Source organism: Rhizorhabdus histidinilytica, from assembly GCF_900167915.1.
GTDB lineage: Bacteria > Pseudomonadota > Alphaproteobacteria > Sphingomonadales > Sphingomonadaceae > Rhizorhabdus > Rhizorhabdus histidinilytica.
The window spans coordinates 434,943-455,367 of sequence record NZ_FUYM01000004.1; the positions used below are offsets into that span (position 1 = coordinate 434,943).

Below are 20,425 nucleotides of genomic sequence, written 5' to 3' on the forward strand. Positions count from 1 at the left end.
GCGGCTTTGCTGCTATTCGCTGGAAACGCCCCCGGCGTTGGGAGCAGGTTCCTCTGGGCGCGCTTCGTCGCGCGACGGACCCTTGATCGGCTATCGGCGCCTTGTTCGCAAGTGCAAAAAAATCACTTGGCCGACAGGCCGGCCAGATAGGCCTCGATATTGTGCGGATCGAACACGCGGCCGTCGAAGAAGCGATCGGGGCCGAGGGTCAGCGCCCCGCTGTGCGATCCGACGCCGGTCGGGGTCGCGATCGCGCCCTCCACCTTCATGCTCGCGCCCGGCATCGGCACGTCGCTGCCGGCCAGCGCGCGGCGATAGACGTCCGACCGGAATACGTCGGCGGCGCGGCGCTCGATCGTCTCGTCCTTCTCCACCATCCTCCAGCGGACGAGCTGCGAATAGATCCACAGCGCCTGGCTGCGCCACGGGAAGTTCGCCGCCTCGCGGTCGAAGATCATGAAATCGTCGATCGCCACCGGCGCGGTGCCCGGCCGCAGCAGGAGCCTGCCTTCCAGGGCGGGCAGGATCGTCGCAGCCGGTTGACCGACATAGCTGGCCCGTGCGAGCAGCGCCGCCAGCTCGCCATGATGGGCGGGATCGTCGCACCAAGCCGCCGCCCGCGCCATCGCGCCCAGGAAGCGGTCGACCATGCCGGCATGGCCCTCCATCCAGTCGGTGCGGAAGGCGAGGACCTTTTCCACGCCGCGCCGCCAGATCCGCGATCCCACCGCGACGATCTCCGCCAGCCCCGCCGCGACCGCGACGCTGCTCCACGGTTCGCCCGCGATGAAGCCGTCGATCTCGCCCGACCGCAGCGCCTCGACCATCAACGACGGCGGCAGCACGCGCAGCGCCAGATCGCGATCGGGGTCGACCCCGGCATAGCCGAGCCAATAGCGCAGCATCAGCGCATGGCTCGAATAGCGGTGGACGATGCCGACCACCGGCTTGCGGCGATGCAGGCCGATGGCGGCCGCAAAATCATGGGCCGCACCCTCCGGATCGGCGATGCGCTTGGCGGGATCGGGATCGAGCGCCGCGGCGAACTCGGTCGACATCGCCAGCGCATTGCCGTTCAGGTTGAGCTTGAAGGGCGCCGAGAGCGCCGCCGGATGCTGGCTGAGCCCCAGCGTCACGGCGATGGCAAGGGGCGCCAGCATGTGCGCGCCCTGCACCTGTCCATAGACCAGCATGTCGCGCACCGTCGCCCAGCTCGTCGCGCGGTGCAGCGAGAGGTCGAAGCCCGCCTCTGCCGCGAATCCCTTCTCTCGCGCGGCTATCAGCGGGGCGCTGTCGGTCAGCGGCAGGAAGGCGATCGAGATCGGCGTCGGGCCCGACATCGGCTGGGCGCTCATTCCGTGCCCCCCAGCAGGCTGTGGGCGGTGATCAGGGCTTCGGCCACCTCGACGATCTTCCTTCCCTGGTTCATCGCGGTCGACCGGAGCAGCGCATAGGCCTCGGGCTCCGGCAGGTCGCGGCTCTTCATCAGCAGCGCCTTGGCGCGATCGATCGTCTTGCGGTCGGCCAGCGCCGAGCGGGCTTCGTCCAAATCGGCCTGCATCCTGGCGAAGGCGTTGAAGCGGCGGATGGCGAGGTCGAGGATCGGCTTCACCCGCTCCTTGCGCAGCCCGTCGACCACATAGGCCGATACCCCGGCATCGATCGCCGCGCCGATCATCTGGTCGTCCGACTGGTCGACGAACATCGCGATCGGCCGGGCGAGGGCGCGGCTCACCGCCAGCATCTCCTCCAGGCTGTCGCGGCTGGGACTGCCCAGGTCCATCAGGACGACGTCGGGCGCCATCCGTTCCAGCTTGGCGACCCAGGCGCCGAGCGGGGGAACGAGTTGGATATCGTCATAGCCGGCTTCGCGCAGCCCGTCCTCGAGGACGGTGGCGCGCAACCCGCTGTCGTCGACGATCACGATCCGCAAGATGCCCCCACTCCAAACCGCCCCCATAACGGCAAGCGCCGCCATCCCCCTCATCGGGAAGACTTCATTCTCTCCAGATCCCATTGCGGCTTCGGACCCATGGTTCCGGCCGCGAACGTGGTTCAGACGCGACGGCTTCCCTGCGGTACGCCGTTCTCATCAGAGAGACGTACAAGCATCTTCTCCAGAACATCAACAGCTAGAATTCCGCAGCGGGCGGCTTTGGTGCGGAGCGACCGAACCTATTGGAGGCTCTCGAGCGCCATGGCCTCAGAGTGGGCCGACATGTTCGACTGACGCGCATAAGAAATCGCCGCCGAGCGGCAGTTGACGCCGATCTTGCGGTAGAGGCTCTTGCGATAGCCCAACACTGTCCCGACCGAGAGCGACATCCGCCAGGCGATCTCCTTGCTCGACAGGCCTTCGACGATGAAGCCCAGCACCTCGCGCTCGCGCGGGCCGAGGCGGGGCTGGTTGCGCTCCTCGACCTCGATCAGGTCGCCACGCGACGGCGCCAGGCGTCGCATCGCATGCCGACCGGTATCGGGCCGGAGCACGAGAATTCCGCCCGCTGCGCTCTCGCTGGAGGCGAGCTCATGTTCGAAATGGCCACGCAGGTCGCTCTGCACCGCCAGCCTCTGCGCCTCGGCGACCAGATCCCCCGCCGCGCGGGCTTCGCCGCTCGCCGCGTGGCAGGCCGCCTTCAGCACCGTCGCCGTGATCAGCCGGCGCGCGCATTCGCGGACCGCGGGCTGGTCGAGCAGCGCATCGACTCCGGCCAGCGCGGCGGGCACGTCCCCGCGCTTGAGCCCGACCCGGACGTTGAGGAAGGCGCTCTCGACCGGCTCGACGTGCTGAAGCTCCTCCACCCCGCGTTCGATCGCCCGGATGTCGCGCTCGCTCTGTACGAGCATCTCGGCACGGAGCGACCGAAGATAGCGCGACAGCAGGCCGAGATTGCGGTTCTCCATCCGGTCCAGCACGGTGTCGAGGAAGCTGATCGCCCGCTCGGTGCCTTCGCGATGCTGCACCCGGATCGAGGCGATCCGGTAGAAGGGCCGGAGCATCTCGTACCAGGGGTCGAGCTCGTCGATACGATCGAACACCGCCTCGATGATCGCATAGGCCTGCTCCGCCTCGCCGCGCTCGAATTCGAGTTCCGCCAGGAATATCTTCGCCGCGACCATCTGGTTCGAATCGGCGCCGAAGCAATTCTCGGCGATGTCGAGCACCGCCGCGAAGCGCCGGCTCGCGTCGCGGGTGTTGCCGCTCTGGAGATGGGCATGACCAAGCCAGAGCTGGACATAGGCCTCGACGAAGGTCGCCTTGGCCGCCTGGCATTTGAGCGTCGCCTCGCGACCGGTCGCCTCGGCCTCGACGAACAGCCCCTCGCGAATCTGATAGCCGCCCTTGAGGTTGAGGATCATCGCATCGGCGATGTTGCGGATGTCGGCCGGTCCATGGTCGCGGAGCCGTTCGAGCGAGGGGAAGTCGATCGGCCGCATCTCGTAGGAGCGGAGTACGCCGTCGATCAGCGCATAGCCGATCCGGAAGCTGTGGAACGCCTCCTCGTCGGGGAAGCTCGCAGGATCGAGATCGGTCGATATCTCGTCGAGCAGATGGCGCGCCTCGTCGATCGCGCGCGCCTGCATCAGCACATAGACCTTGGTCAGCAGCATCGCCGGCCTTCCCCCGAGCCGACCGATCGGGATCGCGTTGACGGCATAGAGGATCGGGGCGCCCCATTGCAGGATCAGCAGCCAGCCGCCGCCCGCCTCGATCAGGTCGCAGAGCAGATCGAGATCGCCGGTCTCCAACGCATGGCGGATCGCGCCGACCCGGTCGCCGCTCGCGACCAGCGAGGTCGACAGCGACCGGTGGATGTCCGAGATGCGCTTTTGCGAGGAGCGGCGGCCGAGCCGGTCGACCGCGAAACGCACCGCCGCATGCGGCTCATAGACCAGCCGCGTCCCTTCCGACCGGAGCTTGACCAGTCCGTCGCGGGCTAGACGGGTGACGATCTCGCCCGCGCTGGCGAAATCGTCATGCTCGAAGATCGGCGCGGTGGCGTTGCCGAAGGCGAAGGCGGCCGCCAGTACCTCGATGTCGCGCGATGACGGAGCGACGTCCATCAGGTCGCGGACGAAATCAGCGATCATGTCGCCCGCCTCGCCCCCAGTGCCGAAGCCGTGGTCGGCCGGCGAATGCCCCGTCCCGTGCCGCACCGACGCAATCAGCGCCGGCCAGCCGCCGGTGGTCGCGACCAGCGCCGCGACCTCGCGTTCGGGCAGGCCCCCGTCGAACAGCTCGGCCACCTCGGCGGCGGAGAAGGCGAGTTCGGCTGGAGTGTACATGATCCCGCCGTCGCCGAGCACGCCCGCCAGCCGCGGCGGCGCGACCCGCGAGGAGACGACCAGCTTCGCCTTCTCGCCAAAATGCTTGCCGATCATCTGCGAGAGGCCGAGCACGGTGTCGAGATCGCCGGGCGCGACCTCGTCGAGATAGAGCGACACGGATCCGTCCCGCCGGCAGGTCGCGTCGACCTCGGCGAGCAGGTCGTCGATCCCGAACGGGCCCGCGCCGGGGGCGATGTCCCGTGCTTCGCCGTTATCCCTGAGTGCAAGGCAGAGATAGTGCGGGAAGCCGTCCGTCCCGGCAGGGCGGTGATAGAGGTTCAGCCAGCGGGCGCTCTCGCCTTCCGACCGGGCGAGATCGAACGCCTGCGCCATCAGCGTCGACTTCCCGAAACCGCTGGGCGAGGCGAGGAAGGTCAGCGGATAAGGCGACCGCGATATCCTCGAAGCGATGGCGCGGGGAATGAAGCTGCGTTGCGGGATCGGCGGCGCGAAGCGATATCGAGAAACAATATCCATGGATCGGCCAGCTTTCCCGATGCGGCTTCCTGCCTCGCCGTCCGCGCCTTCGCGGTCCGGTCCGAAATTGTACCATGAGGGGGCGGGAGCCGACAAGCTGACGCCGGGCGCGCGCCTTCCTCCTTCCCTCCCCCTCCCATATTAGGGGATTGCGCCGCGCCGCCCCGACTGGTTGCCTCCGGACGCAACCTCGCCACCGCTAACGGGTCACCAGATGCAGCCCACTCCGGCCTCCGTCTCCTTCGATCTCAACGGCGCCGCCGTCAGCGAACAGGTCCCTCCGGCAACCCTGCTCGCGGCGCTGCTGCGCGATCGGCTCGGCATGAAGAGCGTCCGGCTCGGATGCGGCGAAGGGGTGTGCGGAAGCTGCTCGATCCTCGTCGACGGGCGCAGCATGCGCTCCTGCCTGATGCTCGCCGCCCAGGCCGACGGCACATCCATCACAACGGTCGAGGGCTATGCCGCCCGACCCGACCTCGCAACGGTACAGGCCGCCTTCGTCGAGGGTTTCGGTGCGCAATGCGGCTTCTGCACCTCGGGCATGATGGCCACGGTCGCCGAATATCTGGCGGACGGCTCGGTCTCCGACCATGGCGATCCGGTGACGATCCGGTCCGCGCTCAACGCGGTCGCCTGCCGCTGCACCGGTTATCAGCAGATCGTCCGGCTCGTCGCCGGCCTCGCCGGGGAACGCTGAGATGGACGCGCCGACCGCTCCCTCCTGCCGTTCGACCGGAACCTCGGTCCGGCGGCGCGGGCTGGCGCGGATCGTCGCCGGCAAGGCGGCCTATGTCCCCGACCAGCACCTGCCCGGCACGCTCGACGTCGCCTTCGCACGCAGCCCCGTCGCACACGCCCATATCCGCTCGATCGACATCGGGCGGGCCGCCGCGCTGCCGGGCGTGGTCGCGGTCCGCACGATGCGCGACCTGCCCGGCCTCGGCAGCCTGTCATCGACCTGGGAGGTAGCCGGCCAGCGCCATTGCCCCGAACATGCGCTCGCGACCGACCGGCTGCGGCATGTCGGCCAGGCCTTCGCGGTGGTCGTGGCGAACGACCGCGCCACCGCCGAACGCGCCGCGGCGCTGGTCGAGATCGACCTGGAGCCGCTGCCCGCCCTCCTGTCGGTCGACGCGGCGCTGGAGCCCGACGCCCCCCGCCTCTATCCCGACTGGCCGGACAACGAAGCAGCCCGCGCCGAATGGCTGGTCGGCGATCCCGACGCCGCACTCGACGGCGCCGCACTGGTCGTCGAGGAGAGCTTCACCAGCCAACGGGTCCATCCGCTCAGCCTGGAGACGCGCGGCATTCTCGCCGCGCCCGACGGAGAGGGCGGCGTGACGCTGTGGGTGTCGACCCAGGCGCCGCACCAGGTGAAGATGGCTGTCGCATCGGCGCTCGGCCTGCCCGAGCATCGGCTGCGGGTGATCGTGCCCAATGTCGGCGGCGGTTTCGGCATGAAGGCCTATCCCCATGCCGACGAGGCGCTGCTCGCCCGCCTCGCCCTCGATCTCGGCCGGCCGGTGCGCTGGATCGAGGACCGCCGCGAATCCTTCGTCAGCTCGGCGATGGGGCGCGACCAGCGAGTCGATCTGCGCGTCGGCTTCGACGCGACCGGACGCATCCTCGCGCTCGACGGGGTCGTCACGCTCGACAAGGGCGCGCTGATCGGTCAATCGTCGCTCGGCACGGCCTGGGTCGGCGCGGCCTTCCTGCCCGGCGGCTACGCCATTCCGGCGGTACGTATCATCGCCCGCGCGATCGTCACCAACACGCCGCAGACCGGCGCCTATCGCGGTTATGGCCAGCCTGAAACCAATCTCGCGCTCGAGCGGACGCTCGACATCGCGGCGGATCGGCTCGGCATCAGCCCCGCGGAGATCCGGCAGCGCAACTTCATCGTCCCCGCGCAGATGCCGCACATGATCGCGACCGGCGTGACGCTCGACAGCGGTGACTATCCCCGCCTGCTCGACATGACGCTCGAACGCTTCGGCTATGAGGAGGCCCGCGCCCGCTGCGCCGCGGCGGCGGCATCGCCGGTCCGGCGCGGCGTCGGGATCGCCTGCTATATCGAGACGAGCAACATGGCGCCCTCGGCGGCGGCGGCCTATCTCGGCATCCGCGCGGGCAGCTTCGACCTGCTTACGATCCGGATGGAGCCGACCGGCCATGTCCGTATCGATACCGGCCAGACCGAACTGGGCCAGGGCATCTCCATCACCCTCGCCCAGCTATGCGCCGACGAGTTGATGATGCCGGTGGAGGACGTCGTCGTCGCGCATGGCGACACCGCCCTTCCCGCCTTCACCTCCTACGGCACCGCCGGCAGCGCGGGGGCCGGAGTCGGCGGCGCGGCGGTGATCAAGGGTGCCGCCAGGCTGCGCGACAAGCTGCTGCTCTGGGGCGCGCACCTGCTCCAGCTCGACGCCGCGGCGGTCGAGCTGGCGAGCGCCCGGCCGCTGGGCGACGAAGGCGCTCCGCGCGCCGTGGTCCGTGACAAGGCCGATCCCGGCCGCCAGGTCGCCGTGTCCGAGATCGCCCGCGCCGCCTATTTCTTCCACTCGGCGCCGGACGGCGTCGATCCGGGGCTGGAGGCGTCCGTCGGCTATGATCCGCCGGGCTTCGCCATCTCCTACGGCGCGGTGGCGGTGGAGGTCGCGGTCGACGCCGAGACGGGCAAGGTTGCGATCGAGCGGATGACCTTCGGCCATGATTGCGGCCGGGTGATCAACCCCGCCATCGTCGAGGGCCAGATCAGTGGCGCGGTGGCGCAGGCGATCGGGGCTACGCTCTACGAAGCCGCGCGCTACGACGAGGAAGGCCGCCCGCTCTCGACATCGCTGATGGACTATATGCTGCCGCTCGCCGCCGACGTGCCGCCAATCGACCTCGTCCATCTCGAGACCCCCTCCCCCCTCTATCCCCACGGGGTGAAGGGCGTCGGGGAAAGCGGCACCATCGCGGTGCCGGCGGCGATCATGAACGCCGTCCAGCACGCGATCGGCACCGGAACGACGCTGACCGCGCTGCCGCTGTCGGCCGAGCGTGTCTGGGAAGCGATGCGCACCACCGCCCAGATATGAAAAGGCCGGGCGCGCGTACGCACCCGGCCCCCCGGCCTTCCCGCGAAATCAACGGTTGAAATAGGCGATCGCCTCGATCTCGATCATGAAATCGGTGTTGACGAGCCGATTGATCTCCACCCCGGTCGCGGCCGGCGGGACGACGCCCTGATAGAAGTCCGCCCGCGCCTGTGCGCCGTCGAAGAATTTGTCCATGTCGGTGACGTAGATGGTCTCCTTGACGATATCGGTCGGATCGAGGCCGTGATGCTTCAGCGTCCGGCCGATGTCGGCGTAGATCGAACGCATCTGCGCCCCCATGTCGCCGACATTGGTCGGGGTGCCGTCGTCGTCCCAGCTCACGCAGCCCGAGATGAACAGGAAATCGCCGGCGCGCACCGCCTGCGAAAAGCCATAGTCGTTCTCGATCGGCCGCGGGCGAAACGCCTTGTCGATATCCACCATAATCTGCTCCTTCGTGAGAAGGGAGGATGGCACCGGCACGGGGGCATCCTCCCAGGACGGCTAGTGAATGAACGGCGCGCTCGGATGAGCACGCGGATAGGCGCGCAGATAATCGAGGAAACGCGCCAGCGTCTTGTCCGATTTTGTGAGCGTTCCGGGCCGATATCTGATCGTGTTGAGCACGGGCAAATCCTCGTTCAGCACATGGCTCTCGAAGACCTTCATCTCGTTGAGCAGAGCCAGTCCGGCGGCGTTGCCGTCGTCTTCGGACCGCCGCGTCACGATCCCGGCATAGATGCCGGACTTGTTGGGGCGGCTGCATCCGAAGACGGTGAAGGCCCCGTACCAGCGGCCGTTGTGGGTGCCTTCCTGGAAGAAGATGTTCGAGCCGTGGATGCCGAGCTTCCAGGCCAGCTCGGCCTCGCCCTTCTGGTTCTGCTCGGCGGTGCCGCCGGAGAAATTATAGTGGAAACCCCATTCGTGCCAGTGGACCAGCTTATGGGGGTCCTCATGCTCGAAGCTGACGCCGTGCAGCACCTTGAGATGCTGCATGTCGGGCGTGTTCGCGGCGAATACCCATCCATCGCAGTCCATCACGGCACCGCGGAAGGTGCTGATGTTCAGCTCGCTTTCGTCATGGGGGAAGAGGTCGGGGAAATCGAACAGCGGCTTGACCCCGTTGAACGCCATCACCAGCCCGAGCCGCTCGATCGTCGGGAATTTGAAGAGGCGTGCCGTCCGCGGCGGATGATCGCCGATCGCCGTCTTCACGCAATGGCCCGCCGAATCGAACTGCCAGTGATGGAAGGGGCATTGCACATTGTCGCCGACCACCGCACCGACGCCGATATCCGCCCCCAGATGGGGACAATAGGCGCTCATCACATGCGCCTTGCCCTCGCTGTCGCGGTAGACCAACACCCGTCCGCCGAGGAACTCGCGGCTGATCACGCGCCCCGTTTCGAGCTCGTCGCTGAGGCAAAGGGGAAACCAGCTCTGCGTGTAGACGCCATTCTCGCCTTCGCCCGGAATGGGGGCTGCGAGATGGCGGACCGGGACGTCCGCCTCCTCGTCATGGTTCTGCAGCGGCTGGCCGGTCATGGCAGGATTCTCCATATCATCTGGTTTGAGTGTGCCGTCTCGGGGGCCGAGCGGCCGGAAGGACGGCGACCGACGCCGCCGCCTCCCGGCGCGGCGCCCGTCAGTAGCGCCAGCTTGCCTGCAGCCCGTAGGTACGGGGCATGCCGGTGAAGCGGACGATCGACGACAGGCTGTCGAGAACGTTGGTCCAGTAATATTTGTTGGTGAGGTTGCGGACGAAGGCCCCGACCTTCACCTTGTTCTCGCCGAAGGAGACGCCCGCGCGCACGTCGATCAGCGTATAGGCCTTGATCACCTGCCGCGTGTCGGCGCTGGTGAAGGCGGTGTCGCGGTTCGCCAGCACCGAGGAGGTCGCGCTGTTGTAGACCGCGGAGACGCCTGCATAGCCCTCATGCCCGGTGCCAAGCGGGAAGCGATATTCGGCATCGCCGACCAGCGACCATTTGGGCGCATAGGGGAAGCGCTGCCCCTTGAAGTTGGTCGGCGTGCCGAAGGCGTCGAAGCCGTCATAGCGGGTCACCCGCGTCTGGAGATAGGTGCCGCCCGCACTGAGCGTCAGCCCATCGACTGGGCGCAGGGTCAGCGACGCCTCGATGCCCTTGCTCCAGCTGCTGGGAATCTGGACCAGTCCGTCGAGCGTTCCGAACAGTGGATCGGGTTTGCGGCTGCGGAGCTGCTTGTTCTTGTAGTCGTTGTAGAAGCCCGCGATCGTCAGCTCGCCGAGCCGGTCGGGCAGCGACGCCTTGAGGCCCAGCTCGTAGGTGAGCACCGATTCCTGGTGGACCGGGAGCAAGCCGGTATAGCTGACCACCGAAGCGGTCGGGAAGCTGCCGGCCTTGTAGCCCTTGGCGATGCGGCCATAGACCATCGCCTTGTCGCTGAGCTTATAGTCGACGACCGCGTTCCACGAGAGATTGTCCTCGTTGAGCTTGTCGAACAGCAGCGGGTCGTAGGTCTGCGGGAAGTTCGGCGTGAACACCGAGCATTGCCCGTCGGCGAGGCTGGTCCCGAAGATCTGGTTGAACCAGTCGGCGGTGACGCCGAGCACGAAGGAACAGCCGCTGAACGATCGCCTCACATTGGTGTAGCGGGCGCCGGCGGTGAGCTTCACCCGATCGGTGAGCTGGACTTCGCCATTGAGGAAGGCGGCATAGGTCTTCGAAATCTGATGGGTGAAACTGTACGTATATTCGGGCAGCAGGTGACCCGGCACGAAATAGAGCGGATCGGCCGAGACCGACTGGCCGATATTGTAGAAGATCCGATCGTAGACGTTGAACCTGTCATAGTTGAGGCCCGAGGTGATCCGGACCTTGTCGAAATCGGCGTTGAGCCGAAGCTCCTGCGAAAACGCGTGGATATAGCCGGTCGTGTTATTGTCGGCCGAGTTGAGCGTGGTGCCGTCGAAATCCTGCACCGAGTCGGTCTTGTAACGCGAATAGGAGGTGATCGAGATCAGCTTGAGATTGTCGGTCAGCCCCTTTTCGAGGCGCAGCGATCCCTGGATGAAGCTGTCGTCGCGCTTGTTCGCGCGGCCGTAGACGCCCGCCCCCCAGTCGGCCGAGCGATTGTCGCGCGGCGGGCGCGGATAGGCGCGGAACGCCGCCGCCTCGGGATTGCCGCAGGTGCCGGCGGTCGACGCCCCACAACTGTCGACCAGCAACTGGGGCGCCTGGGTGTCGCCCCGGTCCTGCCAGGCGCTCAGCATCGCGCGGACGGTGAAGTCCGGCCCGGCGTCCCAGGTGACGATCGCGCGGCCCTGGAGCTGCTTGACCTTGCCGAGGTCGTCGTTGCGGGTGATGCTCTTCTGCCAGGGCCCGCCCTGGACGACGCGCGCCGCGACGCGGGCCGATAGCCTGTCGCTCAGCGGGCCGCTGACGAACCCCTGCGCGTCATAGGTGGAGAAGCGCGACAGGGTGAGATCGGCGCCCGCCGCAAGCGCGGCGGTCGGCTGCGCGGCGATATAGTTGATCGCGCCGCCGGTCGTGTTCTGGCCGAACAGCGTCCCCTGCGGCCCCTTGAGCACCTCGACCCGCTGGAGGTCGAGCACCGCGAGCTTGGTCGTTGCGCTGAACGGCAGCGGCACCTCGTCGACATAGACCGCGACGGTGGGCGCGGCCGACAGGCTGGTCTCGTAGAAGCCGATGCCGCGCATGGTGTAGACAGGCGTATTGAACGGCGACGGCTGGACGGTCAGGCCGGGAACGATCTTCACCAGGTCCTCGGGCGAGCGGACGCCCGCGCTGAGCAGCTTGTCGCCGCTGGCGATGGTCAGCGACATCGGCACGGTCCGCGCGCTTTCCTCGCGCTTGTTGGCGGTGACGATGATCTCGGCCGGATCATCCGCGACCGCGGGCGCCGCCTCGGCAGCATGGAGCGGGGTAGTCAGCCCCTGGCTCGCGACGACGGTCAGGCAACTGGCCGCGAGCAGCCGGGCGATGGTGGAATTGGCCATGTTTCGATCCCCTCTTTTATTGAGTCCTTGAAGCCAACGAGGCTCCGATAATCCCGGCCAAGCCCCTCTTCACGATAGCCCATAAATCTGGACGGCCTCCGCGCCGGCCAGTCCGAAGCGCACATCCCATCCCACCCGATTCATGGGGGGCGGTCCGGAAATTCCCGATTTCCCTGCAGTTCGCCAAGGCCCCGACCCGCCGCCGGCACCCCATTTTTTTCGGGGCTGTCCTCGTCCGGCGATCGCGTCATGCATCGCTGGACAATGGGCGCGGGCCTCCCGCCTCCATGCCGCTCATAGAACAATACCGGACTTCGGCCCGGCCCCTGGAGAGACGGAGAGATGTCGAACTATCCGAAGCCCGACGGCCCCACCCTGCGGGCCATCTACGAGAAAGCCGCCCGCATCCAGTTCAACGACGAACGGGTGATCAAGGAGATCAAGGCCGGCAAGCTGGTGATGCCCTTCTACAGCACCCGCGGCCAGGAGATCATACCGGCAGCGATCTCGGTCTCGCTGACCGACGACGATTATGTGAACACCATCTATCGCGGCGGCCACGACCAGATCGCCAAGGGCTTCCCGCTCGCCGATTATTGGGCCGAGATCGCCGGCCGCGTGACCGGCGCATGCAAGGGCAAGGGCGGCCCGATGCACCTGACCTACCCCGCCAAGGGGATCATGGTGACGACCGGCATCGTCGGCAGCACCGCCCCCATCGCCAACGGCCTGGCCTGGGCGGCCAAGCTCGAAGGCAAGGGCCGCGTCACCATCGCCAATTTCGGAGACGGCGCCGCCAATATCGGCGCGGTCCACGAGGCGATGGAAGGGATCCGGGTCGACGGCAACGATCCCGACGAGATGTACGGCGTGGCGCGCTGGGCGATCGATCGCGCCCGCGCCGGCGAGGGTCCGACCTTCATCGAGGCGACCACCTTCCGCTTCAACGGGCACCTGATCGGCGAGGCCGGCGGCTATATGGACAAGGAACTCTACGCCGCCTCGCAGACGCGCGATCCGATGCCGATCCTGCGCCGCCGCCTCGTCGAGGAGGGGATCGTCGCGGCCGGGGAACTCGACGCGCTCGACGCCTCGATCCGCGCCGAGATCGATGCCGCGGTCAGGACGGCCTACGCCGCCGACTATCCCGATCCTTCCGAACTGAAGGTCGACGTGCTCGTCGACGCGATCGCCTGAGCGGAGACACGACCATGACCGACCCCGTCAAGATGACGATGATCGACGCGATCAACCGCGCCCTCCACGACGCGATGGAGGAGAATGGCAGGATATTGCTGCTCGGCGAGGACGTCGCCGATCCCGAGGACGGCGGCGTCTTCGGCGCGACCCGGGGGCTTTCCACCAGGTTCGGCGAGGACCGGGTCAAATCCACCCCGATCTCCGAACAGGCGATCGTCGGCGCCGCCATCGGCGCGTCGCTGGTCGGCTACCGCCCGGTCGCCGAGGTGATGCTGATGAACTTCATGACCGTCGCGATGGACATGCTGGTCAACCATGCCGCCAAGCTGCGCTTCATGTCGGGCGGCCAGACGAGCGTGCCGATCACGGTCCGCACGATGACCGGCAGCGGCCTCTCGCTCGGTGGCCAGCACAGCGATTTCGTCGAGGCCTGGTTCGCGCACACCGCCGGCATGAAAGTGGTGATCCCGTCGAGCGCCAACGACGCCTACGGCCTGCTCCGTTCGGCGATCGACGACGAGGATCCGGTGATCTTCGTCGAGACGCTGCCGATCTACTGGGCGCAGGGCGACGTCAGCTTCGAGCGGATTCCGATCGGCAGGGCCCGCGTGTGCCGCGAGGGCAGCGACCTGACGATCATCGCCTATGGGCAGATGGTGCCGCACAGCCTGACCGTCGCGGCCGAGCTCGCCAAGCAGGGCAAGTCTGTCGAGGTGGTCGACCTCCGGACCGTTTCCCCCTGGGACCGGGACACCGTGCTGGCGAGCGTCGCCAAGACCGGCCGCGCGCTGATCGTCCATGAGGCGGTCAAGGAATATGGCGTCGGCGCGGAGATCGCCTCGGTGATCGGCGAGGCGCTGTTCGGCCAACTCAAGGCGCCGATCCAGCGGCTCGGCGGCGCCTATTGCCCGGTGCCGTTCAGTAAGCCGCTCGAACAGGCCTTCGCCCCCAATGCCGACAGCATCGGCGCCGCGGCGACCGCGCTGCTTTCCTGACGAAGAGGATCGGAACCGGACGATGACGACACAGGTGCTGCTGCCCAAGCTGGGCTTTTCGATGAGCGAGGGCGAGCTGAGCGAATGGCTGGTGCCCGACGGGGCGATGGTCACCGAGGGCCAGCCGCTCTATGCGCTCGAAAGCGAGAAATCGACGCAGGAGGTCGAGGCCCCGGCCAGCGGCCGGCTGCGGATCATCGCCGCCATCGGCCAGACCTATGAGGTCGGCGCCGTCCTGGCCGAGATCGAATAATTGAGGCTTGCTTTCTGGAAGGCGCGGCCCAAGCCTGGGCGGCATCATGCCGCTCCAGGTTCAGCCATGACCGATACTGCCGCCGGCGGCGCCACGCCCCTACGCTATTCGGCGCCAACGACCATCGAGGAGATGGTGGCACTGCTCGCCGGGGACCGGGGCGCAACGCTGATCGCCGGCGGTCAGAGCCTGTTGCCGCCGCTGCTGGCCGGCGTCGGCGCCGCGACCCATCTCGTCGACATCCGCAACGTCGAGCGGCTTCGCGCGATCGAGATCGGCGAGGACGAGATCTTCATCGGCGCGGGCAACCGCTTCTCCGACCTGCTGCGCGGCCCGGTCGCCGGACTGCTGCCCGCGCTCGCCGAGGCGCTGCGCCATGTCGGCACGACCACCATCCGCAACCGCGCCACGCTCGGCGGCAACATCGCCTGGGCCGATCCCCGCGCCGAGGCGCCGATGGTGCTGATGCTCCACGGCGCGACGGTGCGGACCGACCGCCGCGCCATCCCGATGGCGACGCTGCCCGTCGGTCCTTTCAAGACCCGGCTGGCGCGCGACGAGGTCATCCTGGGCGTGACCGTGCCGCGCCGTCCCGATCCCGCCGCGATGCGCTTCGCCGAACTGCTCGACCGCCACAGCGCCGGCAAGGCGGTGGTGTCGGTCGCGGTCCGACCGGCCGGCGACGCGATCGACTTCGCGATCGCCGGGCTGCTCGACCGGCCGGTGACCGCCACCGCGCCGGTCGCCTCGCTCGATCGCAGCCTGAGCGAGATCGAGCGCAGCCACCGGCCGCTCGAGGACCCGTTCCATTCCTACCGCTACCGCCGCGAAATGGCGCTCGTGCTGCTGCATCGGGCGCTGGCGGCCTCGATCGAAGGACGTTGAGAACATGTATCCCGCGCCTCCGCCACAAGGCCAATCACTGTCGCTGATGCTGCGGCGATCCGCCTTGCGCCACCGCGACAAGACGGCGCTGGTCTTCGAGGACGACGCCTGGAGCTATGCCGAGCTCGACCGGCTGGTCGACGAGCTGGGCGAAGGCCTGTTGCGGCTCGGGGTCGAGGCCGGGGATCGGGTCGCGATCCTCGCCCGCAACAGCCATGCCTTCCTGGCGCTGCGCTTCGCGGTCGCGCGGATCGCGGCGGTGCTGGTGCCGGTCAACGTGATGCTCGGACCTGCCGAGGTCGCCTATGTCCTCGACCATTCGGGCGCGCGGCTGCTGTTCACAGACGCCGCGCTGCTCCCCCTCGCCCGCGAGGCCACGCCGGCCACGGTCGAGGAGATACTGATCCTCACCGGCCGGGACGACAGCGGCGAATGCCGGGGCTGGCGCGCATTGCTCGTCCCCGGCGGGGCGCCCGGCGATCGCGCCGACGGCGCCGACCTGCTCCAGATCATCTACACCAGCGGCACCGAGAGCCGGCCCAAGGGCGCGATGCTCAGCCATGCCGCGGTGCTGTGGCAATATCAGAGCTGCCTGTTCGATTGCGACTGGTCGCCCGACGTGATCGCCCTGCACGCCTTGCCGCTGTTCCACTGCGCCGCGCTCGACGCGATGGCCGGCCCCGCCCTGCTCGCCGGTGCGACCAGCATCATCGCGGCGTCGCCCGCACCCGAGCTGATCATCCCGATGATCGAGCGCCACCGCATATCCTCCTTCTTCGCCCCTCCGACGGTATGGATCGCGCTGCTGCGCTCCCCGCTGTTCGAGAAGCACGATCTTTCGTCGCTGACGCGCGGCTTCTATGGCGCAGCGATCATGCCGGCCGCGGTGATCGACGAACTGGGCGCACGGCTGCCGGGCTTGAGGCTCTGGAACCTCTACGGCCAGACCGAGATCGCACCGGTCGCGACGGTGCTTCGCCCCGAGGAGCATGCGGCCAGGCCGACCTCGGCAGGCCGCCCGACGCTCCACGTCCAAACCCGGGTGGTCGACGACCAGATGCGCGACGTCGCCCCCGGGGAGATCGGCGAGATCGTCCACCGTTCGCCCCAGCTCCTGTCCGGCTATTGGCGGCAGCCCGAGATCAGCGAAGCGGCCTTCGCGGGCGGCTGGTTCCATAGCGGCGACCTCGCCACGATCGATGCGGAAGGCTTCATCACCGTCGTCGATCGCAAGAAAGACATGATCAAGAGCGGCGGCGAGAACGTCTCCTCGCGCGAGGTCGAGGAGGCGATCTACGCCCATCCGCATGTCTCGGAGGTTGCGGTGATCGGCCTTCCCGACCCCCATTGGATCGAGGCAGTGACCGCCTTCATCGTCCCACGCAACGGCGCCGATGTGTCGGCGGAGGACATCCACGCGCATTGCGCGGGCCGCCTCGCCGGCTTCAAGCGGCCCAAGCGAATCTGCTTCGTCCCCGAACTGCCGCGCAACGCCGCCGGCAAGATCCTCAAACGGGAGCTGCGCGATCAGGCGCCGGGCGCCTGATTTCTGCATCCGTCACTGCAGGACGATCACATCGGACCGGCAGGGCGTCAGCCCACCTCGGCCAGGAAATCGGTCATCAGCCGCGCCGCATTCGGATGCGCGGTGCCCCTCATGAGCCCGACCTTGCGGACGATGACGAGCGTCGGCCCCGGCGTGAAGCCCCATGCGATCTCCCTGTAGGCCGGGTAGCGCCGCCGGCGCCGGCTAAGCCTTCAGGGCCGCGGCGATCATCGCCGATAGCGTCTCTTCGGCGCGGCCGCGGGCCGCGAGGTCCTTCGATGCGAGATCCTGACGGAGCCACTCGGGCGCATGCTCGACGACCCTGGCGATCTTCTTCGATATCTCATCCGACGTCATGAGACCGCATTAGCGCGGGATAGATCGACAGAAGCTGAACCGCTGTGATGAAGCCATCGAGCGCCGACCCGATCTCCGTTCGAGCAACGCAACGACAATCCTGGGCGGCATCAGGCTTCGTCGCGTGGCATTTGCTGCATGGAGAGGTGAAGAGGATCGCGTGCCATGTTCCGATGCATCGAAGCCGCGAGGCCTTCGGAGATCGGCTCGTCGTCGTGGAACGCTACCGATCTCGCGCCCGATCATGTTCGACGACGGCTTGCGGCGTGTTTCGGAAACTGATCGCCATTCGATTGTAGGCGTTCATCAGGCTGATCGCGATCGTGAGATCGACCAGTTGCTTCTCGTCGAACACTTCGCGCGCAGTCTCGTAGACGCCGCCCGGTACGCCGGTCTCCGCGACGCGTGTGACACTTTCGGCCCAGGCGAGTGCCGCGCGCTCGGTCTGGCTGAACAACTCGCCAGCTTCCTCCCACGCCTGCACCAGCGCGATCTTCCCGACGGCTACGCCTTTCTTGACGAGATCGCGGGTGTGCATGTCGAGGCAATAGGCGCAATTGTTGATCTGGGAGACCCGGAGATAGACCAGGTCCACGAGTTCGGCGGACAAGCCGCACTGCGCGACATAGCCGTATACGCTGCCGAGCGCCTTGGCGCCGAGGGGAGCGATCTGGTTGTAATCAAGCCGTTTGGACATCGTTCAGTTCCATCTCATCTTACTTGGCGGGGGTAGTGAGCGGCTTGTCATCGGAATCCACGACAAAGACCGCGAGAAGCTTCGCCGGCTTCGTTGCGCTCGCGTTCCGGCTGATCTGATGCCGTGCTTTCGGCGTTTCGTACCAACCCTCGCCCGCCTTGTAGACGCGAGCCTCTTCGCCATTCACCTTCGACTCGATCTCACCCGACAGGACATAAGCGTAGATGAAGGCTGACGGCGCATGGGTGTGCGAAGGGGAAGCGGCACCGGGCGCATAGTCGACTTCGACGATGACGAGCGACTTGCCAGGAACGTTCGTGATCGCTCGATCGAATTTGGGCGTGACGGTTTCAGCATGGCCGTCATGGGCCAGGGCCGCCCCTGCAAGGGTCGCGACGAAGACGACGGCGAGAGCGATTGGTATCTTCATGACCTTCTCCTTCGGGTGGGTTGAAGATACCACCGGTCAGGCCAGGAAAAAGTACCAAGAAACTCAAGAAATAATGTACCACGGCATGATGAGCGAGCCCCTCAACCTGACCCTCGACCGCACGGCGAAGACATCTTTGACCGAGCAGATCCGAAGCGGCGTGACCACCGCCATCGAGCAAGGCGTGCTGGAGCCGGGGGCACGTTTGCCATCGTGGCAGGATCTCGCTGCGCAACTCGGCGTTTCGCGGGGCACCGTGCGGGTCGCATATGAGAAACTGGCGGCAGCCCAATTGATCGAGGCAACGCGAGCGGCCGGCACGCGCGTCACCCGACGGCCTCGTGGCATCGAGAAGAGCGAGCCTCCGCCGAATCCGGGCTCGTTCATCAGACTCTATCAGGAAATGACGCAGGGCCCCGCGCTATACCAGATGGGGATACCGTCGGCCGAGACGTTTCCTGCCACCTTGTTCGCGCGGATCCGCGCCCATGCAGTCCGGGCGGAGACAAGCGCTGCGCCGCTTTATCCAGATCCTCGCGGCGAGGTCGAGCTCAGACGGGAGATAGCGGGTCACCTCGCCGTCTCGCGAGGCATCAATTGTTCGGTATCGCAGGTCATCGTGACGGGAGGCTTCAGTGCGGGGCTCGGCCTGACACTGAGCGTGCTCCGCCTCGCCGGCGAGCGGGCCTGGGTCGAGGAGCCGGGTTTTCCATGGTCCAGAAAGGGGCTGGAACTTGCGGGTCTGTCCCTTGCCCCGATCCCAGTCGATAGCCAGGGCATCGATGTCGACGACGGCCTTCGTCGTCATCCCGATGCGAGGCTCGTCCTCGTCACCCCCGGTCAACAAGCGCCGCTCGGTTCCACCTTGTCGCTCGATCGGCGCATTCGCCTGCTCGAATGGGCCAATGCGTGCGAAAGCTGGATCATCGAAGATGATTATCTGAGCGACCTGCAACTATCGGGCAGGGCCGCGCCGGCGCTCGCGTCGCTCGATCGCGGCGGGCGCGTCATTCATATCGGCTCTTTCAGCAAGACGCTCAGCCCGAGCATTCGCCTCGGCTTTGTGGTCGCGCCCGTCGAACTGGCTTCCCGGTTCGCCGAAGTGGCGGCATGCCTCGCTCCGCCCCCCGGACCTGCCGTCCAACTCGCGACGGCGGAGTTCATGCGGGAAGGACATTATATGCGCCACCTCCGCCGCACGAAGCGCGCTTACGCCGCCAAACGCGACGCATTGTTGGAATGCCTCCGTACGTCGGCGCGCGCCGGGCAGATCGCCGCGCCCGGCTTGGCGGTACTGCTGAGACTGCCGGAGGGAACATCGGACGTAGCGGTGACGCGTGAAGCTTCCGCGCTCGGCATGTCGCCGTCGCCGCTGTCGACATGGTATTCGTCGACCGAAAACATGGAAAGCGGGCTTCTGCTCGGTGTCGCGACCGCGCCGGCGCGAAACCTGGCCGAATCCTGTGCTCGGCTCTTCGAGCTGATCGATCGCTCTAGCTACGCCGCTGACGGACCATTGCCTTGAGGGTGAGCGCGTCATGGATCGCCGCGGCCTCCATGTCATTGTTGAAATAGGCCCAGACCGATCGGCCCGCAGCAGCCTGCGCCGTCATCCAGTCCGTCCAGTCCAGCAGCACCCGCTCGGCATAGCGGCCATGATATTTCCCCACCCCGCCATGGAAGCGCACATAGGCGACGGGCCCGCCCGCCCATCGCGGCGACGCGACGGTGGGGAAATCATGCGCGACGACGCCGGCGCCGTACCGATCGAGAAGCGCGGCGGTCTCCTCGAGGTACCAGCTCTTGTGACGGAACTCGAAGACATGCGTAAGATCGCTCGGCAGCAGCCGCAGAAACGCCTCTAGCCGGGCCAGATCAAGCCCTAGCATCGGCGGCAATTGGTAGAGGATCGGGCCCAGCGTCTCGCCGAGATGCCGGGTCGGCGCCATCATGCGGGCGACCGGCTCCTCGCAATCCCTGAGCTTCTTCGCCTGGGTTATGAACCGATTGGCCTTGACGGCGTAACGGAAGCCCTCGGGTGCCTGCTCCCGCCACTTGTCGAACGTCTCAGCCTTGGGCAGGCGATAGAAGCTGTTGTTGATCTCCACCGTATCGAACTGTTCGGCGTAGAAGCCGAACCAGCGCCTGGCCGCCATCGCCTGCGGGTAGA

General features: G+C 67.1%; 18 protein-coding genes. 8 read left to right on the top strand and 10 right to left on the bottom strand.

Annotation, left to right across the window (positions count from 1 at the left end):
• Positions 1 to 122: 122 nt before the first annotated feature.
• The 3 genes from B5X82_RS11470 to B5X82_RS11480 form a co-directional block, all read right to left on the bottom strand.
• A complete protein-coding gene (locus B5X82_RS11470; RefSeq protein ID WP_079648289.1) occupies positions 123 to 1,355 on the bottom strand; it encodes a CmpA/NrtA family ABC transporter substrate-binding protein in 1,233 nt (410 codons plus the stop codon).
• Positions 1,352 to 1,933, bottom strand: a complete 582-nt coding sequence (locus B5X82_RS11475) for an ANTAR domain-containing response regulator (RefSeq protein ID WP_079648290.1) — start codon at positions 1,931 to 1,933, stop codon at positions 1,352 to 1,354. The genes B5X82_RS11470 and B5X82_RS11475 overlap by 4 nt, the downstream gene beginning before the upstream one ends.
• Positions 1,934 to 2,175: 242 nt before the next feature.
• Complete coding sequence (locus B5X82_RS11480; RefSeq protein WP_079648291.1) at positions 2,176 to 4,806, bottom strand: LuxR C-terminal-related transcriptional regulator; 2,631 nt, start codon at positions 4,804 to 4,806, stop codon at positions 2,176 to 2,178.
• A 214-nt stretch (positions 4,807 to 5,020) separates the two neighbouring features.
• Between B5X82_RS11480 and B5X82_RS11485 the strand changes: the two genes are divergently transcribed.
• Complete coding sequence (locus tag B5X82_RS11485; RefSeq protein WP_079648292.1) at positions 5,021 to 5,503, top strand: (2Fe-2S)-binding protein; 483 nt, start codon at positions 5,021 to 5,023, stop codon at positions 5,501 to 5,503.
• A 1-nt stretch (position 5,504) separates the two neighbouring features.
• Positions 5,505 to 7,892, top strand: a complete 2,388-nt coding sequence (locus tag B5X82_RS11490; protein ID WP_079648293.1) for a xanthine dehydrogenase family protein molybdopterin-binding subunit — start codon at positions 5,505 to 5,507, stop codon at positions 7,890 to 7,892.
• A 48-nt stretch (positions 7,893 to 7,940) separates the two neighbouring features.
• On the opposite strand, the gene B5X82_RS11495 is transcribed toward B5X82_RS11490, so the two are convergent.
• From B5X82_RS11495 to B5X82_RS11505, 3 genes are all read right to left on the bottom strand, one after another.
• Positions 7,941 to 8,336, bottom strand: a complete 396-nt coding sequence (locus B5X82_RS11495) for a RidA family protein (RefSeq protein ID WP_079648294.1) — start codon at positions 8,334 to 8,336, stop codon at positions 7,941 to 7,943.
• A 60-nt stretch (positions 8,337 to 8,396) separates the two neighbouring features.
• Positions 8,397 to 9,437, bottom strand: coding sequence for an aromatic ring-hydroxylating oxygenase subunit alpha (locus tag B5X82_RS11500; protein ID WP_176152533.1), 1,041 nt, complete (start codon positions 9,435 to 9,437; stop codon positions 8,397 to 8,399).
• Between the two features lie 100 nt (positions 9,438 to 9,537).
• Positions 9,538 to 11,892, bottom strand: a complete 2,355-nt coding sequence (locus B5X82_RS11505; RefSeq protein ID WP_079648296.1) for a TonB-dependent receptor — start codon at positions 11,890 to 11,892, stop codon at positions 9,538 to 9,540.
• Between the two features lie 342 nt (positions 11,893 to 12,234).
• On the opposite strand from B5X82_RS11505, the gene B5X82_RS11510 reads away from it, so the two are divergent.
• The 5 genes from B5X82_RS11510 (at position 12,235) to B5X82_RS11530 (ending at position 16,771) form a co-directional block, all read left to right on the top strand.
• On the top strand, positions 12,235 to 13,089 hold the full coding sequence (locus B5X82_RS11510) for a thiamine pyrophosphate-dependent dehydrogenase E1 component subunit alpha (RefSeq protein WP_079648297.1): 855 nt from the start codon (positions 12,235 to 12,237) through the stop codon (positions 13,087 to 13,089).
• A gap of 14 nt (positions 13,090 to 13,103) precedes the next feature.
• Complete coding sequence (locus B5X82_RS11515) at positions 13,104 to 14,087, top strand: alpha-ketoacid dehydrogenase subunit beta (RefSeq protein ID WP_079648298.1); 984 nt, start codon at positions 13,104 to 13,106, stop codon at positions 14,085 to 14,087.
• Between the two features lie 22 nt (positions 14,088 to 14,109).
• Entirely contained in the window at positions 14,110 to 14,340 is a 231-nt protein-coding gene (locus tag B5X82_RS11520) for a biotin/lipoyl-containing protein (protein WP_079648299.1), read from the top strand.
• A gap of 66 nt (positions 14,341 to 14,406) precedes the next feature.
• The gene (locus B5X82_RS11525; protein WP_079648300.1) at positions 14,407 to 15,225 is read left to right on the top strand and encodes an FAD binding domain-containing protein; all 819 of its coding nucleotides are present in this window, start codon (positions 14,407 to 14,409) and stop codon (positions 15,223 to 15,225) included.
• 4 nt (positions 15,226 to 15,229) lie between these two features.
• On the top strand, positions 15,230 to 16,771 hold the full coding sequence (locus tag B5X82_RS11530; protein WP_079648301.1) for a fatty acyl-CoA synthetase: 1,542 nt from the start codon (positions 15,230 to 15,232) through the stop codon (positions 16,769 to 16,771).
• Positions 16,772 to 16,975: 204 nt separating this feature from the next.
• On the opposite strand, the gene B5X82_RS26785 is transcribed toward B5X82_RS11530, so the two are convergent.
• The 3 genes from B5X82_RS26785 to B5X82_RS11540 form a co-directional block, all read right to left on the bottom strand.
• Complete coding sequence (locus B5X82_RS26785; RefSeq protein ID WP_176152534.1) at positions 16,976 to 17,128, bottom strand: hypothetical protein; 153 nt, start codon at positions 17,126 to 17,128, stop codon at positions 16,976 to 16,978.
• 223 nt (positions 17,129 to 17,351) lie between these two features.
• Entirely contained in the window at positions 17,352 to 17,825 is a 474-nt protein-coding gene (locus tag B5X82_RS11535) for a carboxymuconolactone decarboxylase family protein (RefSeq protein WP_079648302.1), read from the bottom strand.
• A gap of 19 nt (positions 17,826 to 17,844) precedes the next feature.
• Positions 17,845 to 18,255 carry a cupin domain-containing protein gene (locus B5X82_RS11540; protein ID WP_079648303.1) on the bottom strand — a complete coding sequence of 137 codons (411 nt, stop codon included), beginning with the start codon at positions 18,253 to 18,255 and terminating at the stop codon, positions 17,845 to 17,847.
• Between B5X82_RS11540 and pdxR the strand changes: the two genes are divergently transcribed.
• A complete protein-coding gene (pdxR, locus tag B5X82_RS11545) occupies positions 18,254 to 19,780 on the top strand; it encodes a MocR-like pyridoxine biosynthesis transcription factor PdxR (RefSeq protein ID WP_235862666.1) in 1,527 nt (508 codons plus the stop codon). The genes B5X82_RS11540 and pdxR overlap by 2 nt on opposite strands.
• Here the strand turns inward: pdxR and B5X82_RS11550 are convergent.
• Positions 19,749 to 20,411: a DUF72 domain-containing protein gene (locus B5X82_RS11550; RefSeq protein ID WP_079648304.1), complete on the bottom strand. Its 663-nt coding sequence runs from the start codon at positions 20,409 to 20,411 to the stop codon at positions 19,749 to 19,751. The two genes, pdxR and B5X82_RS11550, sit on opposite strands and share 32 nt — an antisense overlap.
• Positions 20,412 to 20,425: the final 14 nt, after the last annotated feature.

Excerpts from the sequence above, each read along its gene's own strand:
- B5X82_RS11480 (WP_079648291.1), bottom strand. The coding sequence starts at position 4,806 with ATGGATATTGTTTCTCGATATCGCTTCGCGCCGCCGATCCCGCAACGC.
- B5X82_RS11520 (WP_079648299.1), top strand. The coding sequence starts at position 14,110 with ATGACGACACAGGTGCTGCTGCCCAAGCTGGGCTTTTCGATGAGCGAG.
- B5X82_RS11510 (WP_079648297.1), top strand. The coding sequence starts at position 12,235 with ATGTCGAACTATCCGAAGCCCGACGGCCCCACCCTGCGGGCCATCTAC.
- B5X82_RS11550 (WP_079648304.1), bottom strand. The coding sequence starts at position 20,411 with ATGGCGGCCAGGCGCTGGTTCGGCTTCTACGCCGAACAGTTCGATACG.
- B5X82_RS11535 (WP_079648302.1), bottom strand. The coding sequence starts at position 17,825 with ATGTCCAAACGGCTTGATTACAACCAGATCGCTCCCCTCGGCGCCAAG.
- B5X82_RS11505 (WP_079648296.1), bottom strand. The coding sequence starts at position 11,892 with ATGGCCAATTCCACCATCGCCCGGCTGCTCGCGGCCAGTTGCCTGACC.
- B5X82_RS11485 (WP_079648292.1), top strand. The coding sequence starts at position 5,021 with ATGCAGCCCACTCCGGCCTCCGTCTCCTTCGATCTCAACGGCGCCGCC.
- pdxR (WP_235862666.1), top strand. The coding sequence starts at position 18,254 with ATGACCTTCTCCTTCGGGTGGGTTGAAGATACCACCGGTCAGGCCAGG.
- B5X82_RS11515 (WP_079648298.1), top strand. The coding sequence starts at position 13,104 with ATGACCGACCCCGTCAAGATGACGATGATCGACGCGATCAACCGCGCC.
- B5X82_RS11490 (WP_079648293.1), top strand. The coding sequence starts at position 5,505 with ATGGACGCGCCGACCGCTCCCTCCTGCCGTTCGACCGGAACCTCGGTC.
- B5X82_RS26785 (WP_176152534.1), bottom strand. The coding sequence starts at position 17,128 with ATGACGTCGGATGAGATATCGAAGAAGATCGCCAGGGTCGTCGAGCAT.
- B5X82_RS11500 (WP_176152533.1), bottom strand. The coding sequence starts at position 9,437 with ATGACCGGCCAGCCGCTGCAGAACCATGACGAGGAGGCGGACGTCCCG.
- B5X82_RS11495 (WP_079648294.1), bottom strand. The coding sequence starts at position 8,336 with ATGGTGGATATCGACAAGGCGTTTCGCCCGCGGCCGATCGAGAACGAC.
- B5X82_RS11540 (WP_079648303.1), bottom strand. The coding sequence starts at position 18,255 with ATGAAGATACCAATCGCTCTCGCCGTCGTCTTCGTCGCGACCCTTGCA.
- B5X82_RS11530 (WP_079648301.1), top strand. The coding sequence starts at position 15,230 with ATGTATCCCGCGCCTCCGCCACAAGGCCAATCACTGTCGCTGATGCTG.
- B5X82_RS11525 (WP_079648300.1), top strand. The coding sequence starts at position 14,407 with ATGACCGATACTGCCGCCGGCGGCGCCACGCCCCTACGCTATTCGGCG.
- B5X82_RS11470 (WP_079648289.1), bottom strand. The coding sequence starts at position 1,355 with ATGAGCGCCCAGCCGATGTCGGGCCCGACGCCGATCTCGATCGCCTTC.